Raw genomic sequence first — 13,118 nt, forward strand, 5'->3', positions numbered from 1 at the left:
AACCGACGGGCCGGCGGGGTGTGTTCCCCGCCGGCCCGTCGTACGAACGGTCAACCCGCGAACGTCAGGCGTCGACCTTGGCCATGACGTCGTCGGACACGTCGAAGTTGGCGAAGACGTTCTGCACGTCGTCGCTGTCCTCCAGGGCGTCGATCAGCTTGAAGATCTTGCGCGCGCCCTCTTCCTCCAGCTCGACCTGCATGGTCGGGACGAAGTTGGCCTCGGCCGAGTCGTAGTCGATGCCGGCCGCCTGGAGCGCGGTGCGCACCGCGACCAGGTCGGTGGCCTCGCTGAGCACCTCGAAGGACTCACCGAGGTCGTTGACCTCCTCGGCGCCGGCGTCCAGGACCGCGCCCAGGACGTCGTCCTCGGCCAGCTCGCCCTTGGGGACGATCACCACGCCCTTGCGGTTGAAGAGGTACGACACCGAACCCGGGTCGGCCATCGAGCCGCCGTTGCGGGTCATCGCGACGCGGACGTCGGACGCGGCACGGTTGCGGTTGTCGGTGAGGCACTCGATGAGCACCGCGACGCCGTTGGGACCGTAGCCCTCGTACATGATCGTCTCGTACTCGGCGCCGCCGGCCTCAAGGCCGCCACCGCGCTTGATCGCGGAGTCGATGTTCTTGTTCGGGACCGACTGCTTCTTCGCCTTCTGCACGGCGTCGTACAGCGTCGGGTTGCCCTCCAGGTCGACGCCGCCCATGCGCGCCGCGACCTCGACGTTCTTGATCAGCTTCGCGAAGAGTTTGCCGCGCTTGGCGTCGATCACGGCCTTCTTGTGCTTCGTCGTAGCCCATTTAGAGTGGCCGGACATCCGCCTGTCTCCTTCGCGTAACCCATTTCAGAAACGATCGCCCCAGATCCTACCGGGAGGGCGGCCGGTCCCCCGAACTCCACCCCTCACAGAGCGCTTACGCGCGCTCCTCCTGAGGGGTCGCCGCACGGACCATGTCCACGAAGAACCCGTGGATCCGGTGGTCGCCGGTCAGCTCCGGGTGGAACGACGTGGCGAGCACGTTACCCTGCCGCACTCCCACGGTGTGTCCACCGTACGTCGCGAGGACCTCCACGGAGGCACCTACCGACTCGACCCAGGGCGCCCGGATGAAGACGCCCTCCACCGGGCCGCCGTCGATCCCGGCCACCTCGACGGCCGCCTCGAACGACTCGTTCTGCCGCCCGAAGGCGTTGCGGCGCACGATCATGTCGATGCCGCCCAGCGTCTCCTGGTCGTCCCGGGCGTCCAGCAGCTTGTCGGCGACCATGATCATGCCGGCGCAGGTGCCGTAGACCGGTCGCCCCGCCCGCACGAACGCACGCAGCGGCTCCAACATGCCGAACACGACCGCCAGCTTGGACATGGTCGTGGATTCGCCGCCCGGTATGACCAGGCCGTCGATCTCGGCGAGCTCCTCGGGACGACGGACCGGCAGCCCCCGGGCGCCGGCGTCCGCGAGCGCGGTGAGGTGCTCGCGGACGTCGCCCTGGAGCGCCAGCACGCCGATGGTGACAGTGGTGCTCATCAGTTCCTGCGTCCTTACCAGCCGCGGTTGGCGTAGCGCTCGGCCTCGGGGAGGGTGTCGCAGTTGATGCCGACCATGGCCTCGCCCAGGTTGCGGGAGACGTCCGCGATGACCTTCGGGTCGTCGTAGAAGGTGGTGGCCTTCACGATCGCGGCGGCGCGCTTGGCCGGGTCGCCGGACTTGAAGATGCCGGAGCCGACGAAGACGCCCTCGGCGCCGAGCTGGCGCATCAGCGCGGCGTCGGCCGGGGTGGCCACACCGCCGGCGGAGAACAGCACGACGGGGAGCTTGCCCAGCTCGGCGACCTCCTTGACCAGCTCGTAGGGGGCGCGCAGCTCCTTGGCGGCGGCGAACAGCTCGTTGTGGTCGCAGCCGCGCAGCTTGGCGATCTCGCCCTTGATCTGACGCAGGTGGCGGACCGCCTCGACGACGTTGCCGGTACCGGCCTCGCCCTTGGAGCGGATCATGGCCGCGCCCTCGGCGATCCGGCGCAGCGCCTCACCGAGGTTGGTGGCGCCGCAGACGAACGGGGTGGTGAAGGCCCACTTGTCGGAGTGGTTGACCTCGTCGGCCGGGGTGAGGACCTCGGACTCGTCGATGTAGTCGACGCCGAGCGACTGCAGGACCTGGGCCTCGACGAAGTGGCCGATCCGGGACTTGGCCATGACCGGGATCGAGACCGCGTCGATGATGCCGTCGATCATGTCCGGGTCGGACATCCGGGCCACGCCGCCGTCCTTGCGGATGTCGGCCGGGACCCGCTCCAGGGCCATGACGGCGACGGCACCGGCGTCCTCGGCGATCTTCGCCTCTTCCGGCGTGACGACGTCCATGATCACGCCGCCCTTGAGCTGCTCGGCCATGCCGCGCTTGACGCGCGCGGTTCCGGTCTCGGGGGTCTGGGGCGTAGTGGGCGTGCTGGACACGTTGACCTCACTCAGTGCGGGTGGTTGCGCTTCGGCGCCTACACAACCGTGGGTCAGTGACCTGGGAAAAGGGCCAATTAGAGGCCGGTGGCTTGCCGACCCCCACCGTCCCAGCAGCCGGACGGTTTGGTTCCGCTTCGTGCTCGGTCAGTTCCTGACCGAGCGGTCGTCCAAGACGGCCGGCGGCTCGTCGTCCATCTCGAACGCCATCGGGAACGGCGCGTGCCCGGCCAACCGCAGGTAGCGCACCACCCGATGCCGACGGACCGCCCGCGCCGCCCGCACCGCGTCGTTGTGGAACCGCCGCGCCATCGGGACCCGGCGCACCGCCGCGGTCAACTCCACGACCGTCCGCTCGCCACCCGGCGCCGCCCGCACCGCCGCCAGCTGCGCCTCGTCCTCGAAGACCGCCCGCAACGCCTGGCTCAACTCGCTCTCCGCGACCTCGCGCTGCTCCTCCGTCGCCTGCCGGGCGTCGTGCGCGGCCTGGTAGAGCACGATCGAAGCGGCCGGATCCAGCACCCCCGCCGTCCCCACCTCCTGCGCGACCGAGGCCCGCCGCAACAACTGGGCGTCCAGCGCCGCCCGCGCCGCGTCGATCCGCGCGTGCAGCCGGTCGAGCCGGCCGGCCGTCCAACTCAAGTAGAGGCCGATGAGGACGATCGCGGCGGCGATCCAGATAAACGTTGTCACGCCGGGTCACGCTATCGCTTGCGCGGGGCTCGTTCGTACGTCGCCGGCTTTCCCGCGGTGGGGCTTTGTGCTTGCGCATGGCGGCGCGTTGCCGCTGCGCGGGGCTCATTCGTACGTTGCCGGCTTCCCCACCGTCGGGGTTGCCGTTTGCGCCTGCGGCGCGTTGCCGCTGCGCGGGGCTCATTCGTACGTTGCCGGCTTCCCCGCCGTGGGGCTTTCGCTGTTTGCGCCTGCGGCGCGGGGCCGCTGCGCGGGGCTGGTCGGGGGCGGTGCCGGGTGTGCGGGAGGTGGGGTGTCCGGACTGCTGCGCTTTACGTCCGGACACCCCACCTCCCGCACACCCGTCCCCTCCCGTTTGTGGGTGGAAGGGAGGGGGTTGGGGGTACGCGTGGGTGGGTTGGTGCGCGTTGTGTGTGCCGTGGTGCAGGGGGACGCGGGTGCCCCTTTGTGCCTTGGTATGGGGAACGGGCCCCCTCTCCTTGATGCAAACCGGCACCAGCCCACACACCAAGGGCCCCACTCACCCGTCTTTCAACCCACCCTCAACGGGAGGGGGCGGGCCGGAGGGGGTGGTGTGCAGGACGTAAAGCGCAGCAGTCCTGCACACCACCCCCGCAGGCCCGACACCGCCACCCAAACGCCCCGCGCAGCGGACAACGCCCGCCGCAGGCGCAACGGCGGCAAACCCCACAACGTGGGACCAGGCCAGCGCCGCCAGGCGCAAACCGCAACCACCACGGCGGGAAAGCCAAAAACGTGGGAAGCCAACCGCTACCGCACGCGCTCATCCGTAGCCACCGCCGACGCGCCGGCCGTGACGGTCTCGTAGACGGCGAGGATGTCCGCGCCGACCGTGGACCAGTCGAAGCGGCGGACGTGCTTGCTGCCGCGTTCGCTGAGTTCGGTGCGCCGGTCGGGGGTGTTCAGCAGGCGGATCGCGCTGGTGGCGAGCGCCTCGGCGTCCTCGTTGGCGAAGAGTTCGCCGGCCTCGCCCTGGTCGAGGACCTGGGCGAACGCGTCGAGGTCGCTGGCCAGTACCGGTGCGCCGGCGGACAGCGCCTCCACAAGGATGATGCCGAAGGACTCCCCACCCGTGTTGGGCGCGACGTAGACGTCGACGCTGCGCAGCAGGCGCGCCTTGTCCTCGTCGGAGACCATGCCGAGGAACTCGACCCGGGAGCGCAGCTCGGCGGGGAGGCCGGCGACCGCTTCGTCCTGGTCGCCGCGGCCGGCGACCAGGAGTCGGGCGTCGGGGACCGCGGCGAGGATCGCGGGCAGGGCCTTCATCAGGACCGGCAGGCCCTTGCGGGGTTCGTCGATCCGGCCGATGAAGCCGAGGGTGCGGCCCTGCCAGTCGGGCCGTGGCTCGGCCCGGGCGAAGAAGTCGACGTCCACGCCGTTGGGGATGACCACGGCGTCGCCGCCGAGGTGCTCGACCAGGGTGCGGCGGGCGAACTCGCTGACCGCGATGCGGGCGCTGATCTTCTCCAGGGCGGGCTGGAGGATCGGATACGCGGCGATCATGGCCCGGGAGCGCGGGTTGGAGGTGTGGAAGGTCGCCACGATCGGGCCCTGCGCCGCCCAGCAGGCGAGCAGGCCCAGGGAGGGCGAGGCGGGCTCGTGGATGTGGATGACGTCGAAGGCGCCGTTCTGGAGCCAGCGGCGGACCCGTGCGGCGGAGAGGAATCCGAAGTTGAGGCGGGCGACCGAGCCGTTGTACGGCACGGGGACGGCCCGGCCGGCCGGCACGACGTAGGCGGGCAGCGGGGTCTCGTCGTCCGCGGGGGCCAGGACGGACACCTCGTGGCCGAGGCCGATCAGGTGCTCGGCCAGGTCGCGGATGTGGAACTGCACGCCGCCGGGGACGTCCCAGGAGTACGGGCAGACGATGCCGATCTTCACGGGGACTCCGTTCCGGGGGTGCCGCCGCGCGGCGTCAGGTCGGCGAGCCACAGCCGCTGGAGCATGTGCCAGTCCTCGGGGTGGTCGGCGATGCCGCCGGCGAAGGCGTCGGCGAGTTCCTGGGTCATGCGGGCGGCCTTCTCGGCGCGGGTGCCGTCCTCGGGCACCTCGATCTCCGGGTGGACGCGACCGCGCATGACGGGGGTGTCGTCGTACCAGAGGGTGACGGGCAGCAGCATCGCGCCGGTCTGGAGGGCCAGCATGGCCGGGCCGGCCGGCATCTTCGCGGCGTCGCCGAAGAACGTCACCGGTATCCCGGAGCTGGACAGGTCGCGGTCGGCGACCAGGCAGACCAGGCCGCCGGCGCGCAGCCGCCGGGCCAGGGTGCCGAAGGCGGCGCCGCCGGTGTGCGGCAGGACCTCCATGCCCAGTCCCTCGCGGTAGGCGACGAACCGGTCGTAGAGGGACTCCGGCTTGAGGCGCTCGGCGACGGTGGTGAACGGGGTGTTGAGCTTGGTGGTGACCCAGACGCCGGCGAGGTCGTAGTTGCCCATGTGGGGCAGGGTCAGAATCACCCCGCGGTCGCTCTTGAGGCCGTCCTCCAGGTGGTGCACGTCCTCGGGGGCGAAACCGCCCCTTATCCGCTCCTGGCTCCACGCCGGCAGCCGGAAGGACTCCATCCAGTACCGCATGTACGAGCGCATCCCGGCCCGGGAGAGCTCCGCCAGCCGCTGCGCGGAGGCGCCCGGGACGACCCGCGCGAGGTTGGACTCCAGCCGTTGCACGCCCTTGCCGCGGCGCCGCCAGGCGACGTCGGCGAGCTGCCGGCCGAGCTGCACCGCGACGCCCTCGGGGAGCCGCTTCACGGTGCCCCAGCCCAGGCCGTACAGCCCGTCCGCGAGCTTGTCGGTGTCGAACAGCTTCCGGCTCCCCATCAGCCGTTCCCCCCTTGGGCGAGGGCGTCGGCCTCGGCCGACTCCCGGCGTACGGTCACCACGCGCTGGCCGAGCGTGACGGCGCTGCCGGCGGCGACCACCCACAGGGCGATCGGCAGCAGCACCTGGACGCCCGGCACGCCGAACGCGTGCAACCCGGACAGGCCGCAGGCCACCAGCGAGATGACCAGCCGCTCGGCCCGTTCCACCAGGCCGTTGACGTTCACCGGCAGCCCGATGGCCTCGCCCCGCGCCTTGGTGTACGAGACGACCTGGCCGCTGGCGAGACAGAAGATGGCGATCGCGCAGAGCGCCAGGCTGTCGCCGCGGCCGGCGTACCACAGGGCCAGCCCACCGAAGATCGCCGAGTCCGCGACCCGGTCGAGGGTGGAGTCCAAGAAGGCGCCCCAGCGGCTGGAGCGGCCCAATTGACGCGCCATGTTGCCGTCGACGAGGTCGGAGAAGACGAACAGCGTGATCACGACCGTGCCCCAGAAGAACTCGCCCTGGGGATAGAAGATCAGGGCGCCTGCCACCACGCCGCCGGTCCCGACGAGGGTGACCGCGTCCGGGCTGACCCCGAGACGGATGAGCAGGGCGGCGAACGGTGTGAGAACACGCGTGAAGAACGCACGCGCGTACTTGTTCAGCATGACCTTCCCGGAAAGTCGATACGGGCCGCGCGGTCAAGGGGCCACCGGCTGGCCCATCGTAGCCAGGAGGCCCGGGGGCACCACGAACGCATCGCGGCGCGAGGTGCATCACACGGCTCGGGCCGCCCGTCGCGCGCCCGCCCGGCGGCCCGTCACCCCCCGCCGTGTGGCCGGTCGACACCTTGGCAGCGCGGACCCTACGTGCCACGTATGGACGCATCCTGAACCCGGTGGAAAGCTCGAATCACCGCAAAGTGTCGACCTGGAGGCGAGACACATGAGCGAGAAGTCGAGTACGAACCCAGGAGCCGCCGGAAGGGCACCGGCGGCCGACCGCCCCGCTGCCCTGCGCAATGTGGTGCTGGTCGGCCACAGCGGCTCGGGGAAGACCACCCTGGTCGAAGCGCTCGCGCTGGCGTCGGGCGCGGTCAACCGCGCGGGGCGCGTCGAGGACGGCGGCTGCCTCTCCGACTACGACGAGATCGAGCACCGGCAGCAACGCTCGGTACAGCTCTCCCTGGTCCCGGTGGACTGGGGCGGGATAAAGATCAACCTGTTGGACACCCCCGGGTACGCGGATTTCGTCGGGGAGCTCAGGGCCGGTCTGCGCGCGGCGGACGCGGCCCTCTTCGTCGTCTCGGCGGCCGACGGCGTGGCCGGCGCGACCCGGATGGTGTGGGACGAGTGCGCGGCCGTCGGGATGCCGCGCGCCCTGGTCGTCACGCACCTGGAGGCCGCGCGCGCCGACTTCGACGAGATGACCCGGCGGTGCGCGGTGACCTTCGGCGGCGACGACCTGGACGCCGTCCTGCCCCTTTACCTCCCGCTGTACGGGCCCCAGGGCGCGGACGGCCACTCCCCCGTCAACGGCCTGATCGGCCTGCTGTCGCAGCGCGTCTTCGACTACTCCTCCGGGGAGCGCACCGAGCGCGCCCCCACCGACGAGGAACTCCCGCTGATCGAGGCGGCCCGCAACCGCCTGATCGAGGGGATCATCGCCGAGAGCGAGGACGAGTCCCTCATGGACCGCTACCTCGCCGGCGAGGAGATCGAGCTCAAGACGCTCGTCGGCGACCTGGAGACCGCCGTCGCCCGCGGCTCCTTCCACCCCGTGCTGGCCGCCGCCCCGGCCGTGGACGGCGCCAAGCAGGGACTGGGCACCGTCGAACTGCTGGAACTGATCACCGGCGGCTTCCCCACCCCCGCGGAGCGCGAGGCGCCCGCCGTGACCAGCCCCGACGGCGCTCCGCAACCGGGACTGGGCTGCGACCCGGAGGGCCCGCTCGCCGCCGAGGTGGTCAAGACCTCCTCCGACCCGTACGTCGGCCGGCTCTCCCTGGTCCGGGTCTTCTCCGGCACCCTGCGCCCCGACGACACGGTGCACGTCTCCGGTCACGGCCTGGAGGACCGCGGCCACGAGGACCACGACGTCGACGAGCGGGTCGGCGCGCTGTCCGCGCCGTTCGGCAAGCAGCAGCGGCCGCTCCCCCGGGCCATCGCCGGCGACCTGGCCTGCGTCGCCAAGCTGACCAGCGCCGAGACCGGCGACACCCTCTCCGGCAAGGACGCGCCGCTGTTGATGGAGCCGTGGGCGATGCCGGACCCGCTGCTGCCGGTCGCCATCCGGGCGCACAGCAAGGCCGACGAGGACAAGCTCTCGCAGGGCCTGGCCCGGTTGGTCGCCGAGGACCCCACGATGTGCCTGGAACACAATCAGGACACCCGCCAGGTGGTCCTGTGGTGCATGGGCGAGGCGCACGCCGACGTGGCCCTGGAGCGGCTGCGCACCCGTTACGGCGTCCAGGTCGACACCGTCGACCACCGGGTCGCGCTGCGGGAGACGTTCGGCGGGCCCGCGACGGGCCGCGGCCGGCACGTCAAACAGTCCGGCGGCCACGGACAGTTCGCGATCTGCGAGATCCAGGTCGAGCCGCTGCCGGGCGGCTCCGGCATCGAGTTCGTCGACAAGGTCGTGGGCGGTGCGGTGCCCCGGCAGTTCATCCCGTCGGTGGAGAAGGGCGTCCGCGCCCAGGCCGCCCGCGGGATCGCCACCGGGCATCCGCTCGTGGACGTCCGGGTCACCCTGCTCGACGGCAAGTCCCACTCGGTCGACTCCTCGGACGCGGCGTTCCAGACGGCGGGCGCCCTGGCCCTGCGGGAGGCCGCCGCGCAGACCACGATCGACCTGCTGGAACCGGTCGCCGACGTGCGCGTCCTGGTGCCGGACGAGTACGTGGGACCGGTGCTCAGCGACCTCTCCGGCCGCCGTGGCCGGGTCGTCGGCACCGAACAGTCCGGCTTCGGCCGCACCCTGGTCCGCGCCGAAGTACCGGAGATCGAGATCGGGCGCTACGCCGTCGACCTGCGCTCGCTCTCGCACGGCACCGGACGCTTCGGCCGCGGGTACCTGCGACACGAGCCGATGCCCGGCCAGCTCGCCGCGCGGATGCGTGCCGAGGAGGCGGTCACGGCTTAGGCGACGACGTAGGTAACGGCCGGTCAGCCGCCGTCCCGGACAGCCCACTTGGGTCGGGCCGGCGGCTGTACGCTGGGGTCTTGAGCCGCTGCGCCGCGCGTTCCGGGCCAACCTGCGAGCACACCGGCCCAGCAGGTGTGCGCCAAAGCGTAGTCGGGTAGAGCGCATCAGCGGATACGCGCGTGATGGGGGCGGTAGTGGCAGACGGCTTTGACTTCAGTCCGGGGGCGCAGGTCCCCATCTCGGGAGGCGCCGGACAGACGGCGGCGACCCAGGCGTTGGCCTCGGCCGCCTACCGGGACAGCCCGCTGGCCGACATCTCCAAGGCCGACTCCGACTCCGACGCGTCCGAGATCAAGAAGCCCAAGCTGTCGCTGTTCGCGCCCAACCTCGGTGAGGCGTTCGCCCGCGCCGTCCAGGTGCGGATGCTCGGGGGCGGCCGCGGCCCGTTGATCCAGTCCTTCGGCACCGAACCGCAGACGGTCGTCGAGCACTGCCTGTCCGCCACCCGTCTCCGCAAGCAGCGCGACGCCCAGCTGACCGTCCTGATGGTGGTGTGCGGGCTGCTCTTCCTGCCCGGCGTGCTGCTGTGGCTGGGCGCCTTCCAGCTCCGCAAGATGTTCTCCAAGGACGGCGAGGGCAACGGCATCTCGCCGCTGGGCGGCGTGCTGCTGGCCCTGCTGGCCGCGGTCGGCCTGTTCTTCATGATCAAGCTGCCGCTCAACGGCTTCTGGCCGCTGTACGCCCGGGGCATGCTCATCGCCCCGGTGGTCGGCTGGTGGCTGGCCAAGCAGATCTGCGAGCGGACGGCAGTGACGCTGCGGCAGGCGTGGAAGGGGCTGTTGGAGGGCGGCGGCGTCGCCGCGAAGATCCCCGAGGCGGTGCCGCAGGACCCCAACCACACCTCCGCCGAGACCCTGCGCCACAACCTCGCCAAGGTCTCCGCCGAGCAGCGCAGCAACGTCGTCTTCTACGCCGGCCCCAAGGGCATACTCGGCATGGGCACCCGGTGGGGCACCTGGCAGCTCGCCGAGGAGCTCCGGCCGGCCCGCGAGGGCACCGACATCCACCCGTTCCGCAGCTGGGACGTCATCCGCGCGATCCACGACCGGCTGCGCCTGCTGGAGCGCAGCCCGCTGCACACCGGCGGGTTCCAGCAGCCGCCGTCCGTGCGCCACTGGATCGTCTCCCCCGTGGGCGAGAAGGCCAAGGCCGTCTCCCGCCCGGAGGGCACGCACGTCGACGGGTACGAGGTCCGCGACCACGAGATAGCGCGGATCTGCAACGAGCAGCAGTTCGGCAGCGGCGACCGCCACTACCTCGGCGTCCAGTTCGTCCTGTGGGACGGCCAGTTGGTGCTCACGCTGATGATCACCGTCACCGTCCTGCACGAGACGCTGCGCATCGAGGTCAGCGGCCATGCCCTCGGCCCGGTCAACTCCCTCTTCACCGGCAAGCCGTCGCCCAAGACCAAGGAAGTGGCCAAGGTCGTGCGGTTCTGGGAGACCAAGACCCAGACACTGCCGTTGATCGAACCCTCCGAGGTGGTCCGGCTCGCCGCCCGCGCCCCGCTGACGTGGTTCCCGCCGGTGCTGGACTTCCTCGGCGGGAAGCTCGCCCTGCCCGAGCCGTTCGGGCTGCGCCACGTCTGGGCCGACAAGCCCTGGCGCCACCGCTTCATGGCCGATGACGCGCTGCGCGCCGCGACCCCGGTCCTGCGGGCCGTGCACGCCGCCGCGATGAGCGTCCTGAAGGAGAACGGCGTCGACGTCGAGCGGTTCGACAACCGCTCCCTGGTGCTCAGCGGGATGGTCCAGAGCGCCGAGCCGAAGAAGGCCGACGAGTACAACGCGTAGGACACGGCTCCGCGCTCCGTGCGAACACGGGCGCGCGCCCGGCTTCCCGCCGGGCGCGCGCCCGTTTCCGTTCCACCGCCGGTCGGCTCCGGCGGGCCGGGCCTAGCGGAAGATCCCGGTGTGCCCCAGCGAGTACCGCCCCGGCTGCGGGTAGACCGCGAGCCCGTGCGGCCCGACGCCCACCCGGATCTTCGCCAGGGTCTTCCCGTTGTGCGTGTCGAGCGCGTAGACCTCGGAGTTGTACCGCCCGGACAGCCACAGCACGTTGCCGTCCGCCGAGACGCCGCCCATGTCCGGGCTGCCGCCGCCTCGGATGTGCCACTTGTTGACGAGTTCGCCGGTCTTGAAGTCCAGCAGCGAGATGGACCCCTCGCCCCGGTTGGAGACGTACATGGTCCGGGAGTCGCGGCTGACGTAGAGGCCGTGGGCGCCCTTGCCGGTGGGCAGCAGCTTCGGCCGGTCGAAGGTGTCGCCGTTCACGATCCAGACGCCGTCGGCCATCATGTCGGCGACGTACCAGGTCTTGCCGTCCGGCGAGATCTTCACGTCCTGCGGCATCGCCCCTTCGAACGGGAGCTTCTGCTGGGCGATCACCTTCATCTTCGCGGTGTCGACCTTGAGCAGCTCACCGGAGAACTCGCAGGAGACGATGAAGTACTTCCCGTCCGGCGAGAAGTCGGCGTGGTTGACGCCCGCGCAGCTGACCGGGAGGGTCTTGCGGATCGCCATCGTGTGCGGGTCCCGGAACACCAGCTGCCGGTCCATCGACGCCATGACGACCGCGTACTTCCCGTCCGGCGTGAAGTAGAGGTTGTACGGGTCGTGGACCTTGACGGGCTTGCCGGCCTTGCCGGTGGCCGGGTCGATCGGGGTGAGGTCGTGCCCCCGGTTGTTGTTGACCCACAGCGTCTTCATGTCCCAGGACGGCACCACGTGTTGCGGCTGCACGCCCACCGGGATCGTCTCGATCACCTTGTAGGTCTTGGGGTCGATGACGGTGACCGTGTCGGAGCCGGTGTTGGGCACGTAGATCCGCGACGGGAAGTTCTTGACCTGCGGCGCCAGCCGGTTGGGCCGGTCCGCTGCGTACAGGTCGCGCGCGTCCAGCACCGGCGGCATCCCGGGCAGTCCCTGGACGACGGCCTGGTGCGGCGAGGGCCCGGCGGACCGCGCGGGGGCGGACTGCTCCCCGCCGCCGGCGCAGCCCGCCGCCACCAGGGCGCAGGCCGCGACGAGCAGCGCGGCCCGCCGGGTGGGCCGGGAGCCGGGCGGGCGGGGGTGGGTACGGTTCCGGTCAGCCATCAGGTCACTAGCTCCGTTGTCGTCACCGCGCGCAGACCGCGCCGGCGGAGGCCGTCGAGGATCGGGGGCAGCGCGGCCACCGTGCCGGCGTGCCCGAGGTGGAGACTGACGACCGACCCCGGCCGGATGCCGTCCAGGACCGTGCGCTGGACGGCCGGGGCGCCGGGGTCGTTCGCGTCGAGGGAGTCCACGTCGTACGACAGGACGTGCGGATAGCCGACCTGCCGGGCCAGCCGGATCACCTGGGGGGTCGCCCGTTGGGTCTGCGAGGGACGGAACCAGCTGCCGATGCTGCCGGTGAGCCTGCGCAGCCGGTCGGCGCACTGACTGATCTCGGCGAGCGCGGCGGCGGCTGGCAACGCACAGATGTTGCGGTGGTGCATGGTGTGGTTGCCGAGTTCGTGGCCGCCGTCCAGGACGCGGCGGGCCATCGCGGGCTGCTCGTCGAGCCAGTCGCCGACGGCCAGCACGGTGACCCGGGCGCCGGCCCGTTCGGCCTCGCCCAGCAGCGCCCCGGCCAGCCGGGGATCGCCCCTGCCGTGGAACGTCAGGGCCACCGCGTGGCCGTCGCGCGGGCCGTGTTCGATCTCCGCGGGCAGGCCGGGGGCGCGGGTCGGCGGCCGGGCGGCGGGCTGCCGGGCGGGGGCGGACCGGCCCGTCCCGTGGGGGGTCGGTCCGCCACCGGCCGGCCGGGAGGCGGAGTCGTCCGCCGATCGCTTCGGATCACAGCCCGCGGCGAGTGCGCCGGCGGCCGCTGCCGAGGCGGCCGCGCGCAGCACGAAGCGACGATCTAGGGAAGTCACCACCCCATTAGAGGCGCAAAAATTCCCAATCGGTGCGATATGTACG

The 13,118-nt window shown here is 71.6% G+C and carries 11 protein-coding genes; 2 read left to right on the plus strand and 9 right to left on the minus strand.

What is annotated here, in order from left to right:
• Positions 1-64: 64 nt before the first annotated feature.
• From ABD385_RS19055 to pgsA, 7 genes are all read right to left on the minus strand, one after another.
• A complete protein-coding gene (locus ABD385_RS19055) occupies positions 65-817 on the minus strand; it encodes a YebC/PmpR family DNA-binding transcriptional regulator (protein ID WP_344577379.1) in 753 nt (250 codons plus the stop codon).
• A 97-nt stretch (positions 818-914) separates the two neighbouring features.
• Positions 915-1,526, minus strand: coding sequence for a pyridoxal 5'-phosphate synthase glutaminase subunit PdxT (gene pdxT / locus ABD385_RS19060; RefSeq protein WP_344577380.1), 612 nt, complete (start codon positions 1,524-1,526; stop codon positions 915-917).
• A 14-nt stretch (positions 1,527-1,540) separates the two neighbouring features.
• Positions 1,541-2,452, minus strand: coding sequence for a pyridoxal 5'-phosphate synthase lyase subunit PdxS (pdxS, locus tag ABD385_RS19065; protein ID WP_016574128.1), 912 nt, complete (start codon positions 2,450-2,452; stop codon positions 1,541-1,543).
• 147 nt (positions 2,453-2,599) lie between these two features.
• The gene (locus ABD385_RS19070; protein WP_344577385.1) at positions 2,600-3,145 is read right to left on the minus strand and encodes a LemA family protein; all 546 of its coding nucleotides are present in this window, start codon (positions 3,143-3,145) and stop codon (positions 2,600-2,602) included.
• 771 nt (positions 3,146-3,916) lie between these two features.
• Complete coding sequence (locus ABD385_RS19075) at positions 3,917-5,047, minus strand: glycosyltransferase family 4 protein (protein ID WP_344577387.1); 1,131 nt, start codon at positions 5,045-5,047, stop codon at positions 3,917-3,919.
• Positions 5,044-5,982: a phosphatidylinositol mannoside acyltransferase gene (locus ABD385_RS19080; protein ID WP_344577389.1), complete on the minus strand. Its 939-nt coding sequence runs from the start codon at positions 5,980-5,982 to the stop codon at positions 5,044-5,046. The genes ABD385_RS19075 and ABD385_RS19080 overlap by 4 nt, the downstream gene beginning before the upstream one ends.
• Complete coding sequence (gene pgsA, locus ABD385_RS19085; protein WP_344577391.1) at positions 5,982-6,635, minus strand: phosphatidylinositol phosphate synthase; 654 nt, start codon at positions 6,633-6,635, stop codon at positions 5,982-5,984. The genes ABD385_RS19080 and pgsA overlap by 1 nt, the downstream gene beginning before the upstream one ends.
• A gap of 277 nt (positions 6,636-6,912) precedes the next feature.
• On the opposite strand from pgsA, the gene ABD385_RS19090 reads away from it, so the two are divergent.
• Complete coding sequence (locus ABD385_RS19090; protein ID WP_344577393.1) at positions 6,913-9,111, plus strand: elongation factor G-like protein EF-G2; 2,199 nt, start codon at positions 6,913-6,915, stop codon at positions 9,109-9,111.
• 197 nt (positions 9,112-9,308) lie between these two features.
• Positions 9,309-10,967, plus strand: coding sequence for a hypothetical protein (locus ABD385_RS19095; RefSeq protein ID WP_344577395.1), 1,659 nt, complete (start codon positions 9,309-9,311; stop codon positions 10,965-10,967).
• Between the two features lie 102 nt (positions 10,968-11,069).
• On the opposite strand, the gene ABD385_RS19100 is transcribed toward ABD385_RS19095, so the two are convergent.
• On the minus strand, positions 11,070-12,269 hold the full coding sequence (locus ABD385_RS19100) for a YncE family protein (RefSeq protein WP_344577397.1): 1,200 nt from the start codon (positions 12,267-12,269) through the stop codon (positions 11,070-11,072).
• On the minus strand, positions 12,269-13,072 hold the full coding sequence (locus ABD385_RS19105; protein WP_344577399.1) for a polysaccharide deacetylase family protein: 804 nt from the start codon (positions 13,070-13,072) through the stop codon (positions 12,269-12,271). Before ABD385_RS19105 ends, ABD385_RS19100 begins: the two co-directional genes overlap by 1 nt.
• Positions 13,073-13,118: the final 46 nt, after the last annotated feature.

The organism is Streptomyces lunalinharesii, assembly GCF_039532155.1.
Lineage (GTDB): Bacteria > Actinomycetota > Actinomycetes > Streptomycetales > Streptomycetaceae > Streptomyces > Streptomyces lunalinharesii.

Coding starts and splice junctions, on each gene's coding strand:
- pdxT (WP_344577380.1), bottom strand. CDS start 1,526: ATGAGCACCACTGTCACCATCGGCGTGCTGGCGCTCCAGGGCGACGTC.
- ABD385_RS19055 (WP_344577379.1), bottom strand. CDS start 817: ATGTCCGGCCACTCTAAATGGGCTACGACGAAGCACAAGAAGGCCGTG.
- ABD385_RS19100 (WP_344577397.1), bottom strand. CDS start 12,269: ATGGCTGACCGGAACCGTACCCACCCCCGCCCGCCCGGCTCCCGGCCC.
- ABD385_RS19090 (WP_344577393.1), top strand. CDS start 6,913: ATGAGCGAGAAGTCGAGTACGAACCCAGGAGCCGCCGGAAGGGCACCG.
- ABD385_RS19080 (WP_344577389.1), bottom strand. CDS start 5,982: ATGGGGAGCCGGAAGCTGTTCGACACCGACAAGCTCGCGGACGGGCTG.
- pgsA (WP_344577391.1), bottom strand. CDS start 6,635: ATGCTGAACAAGTACGCGCGTGCGTTCTTCACGCGTGTTCTCACACCG.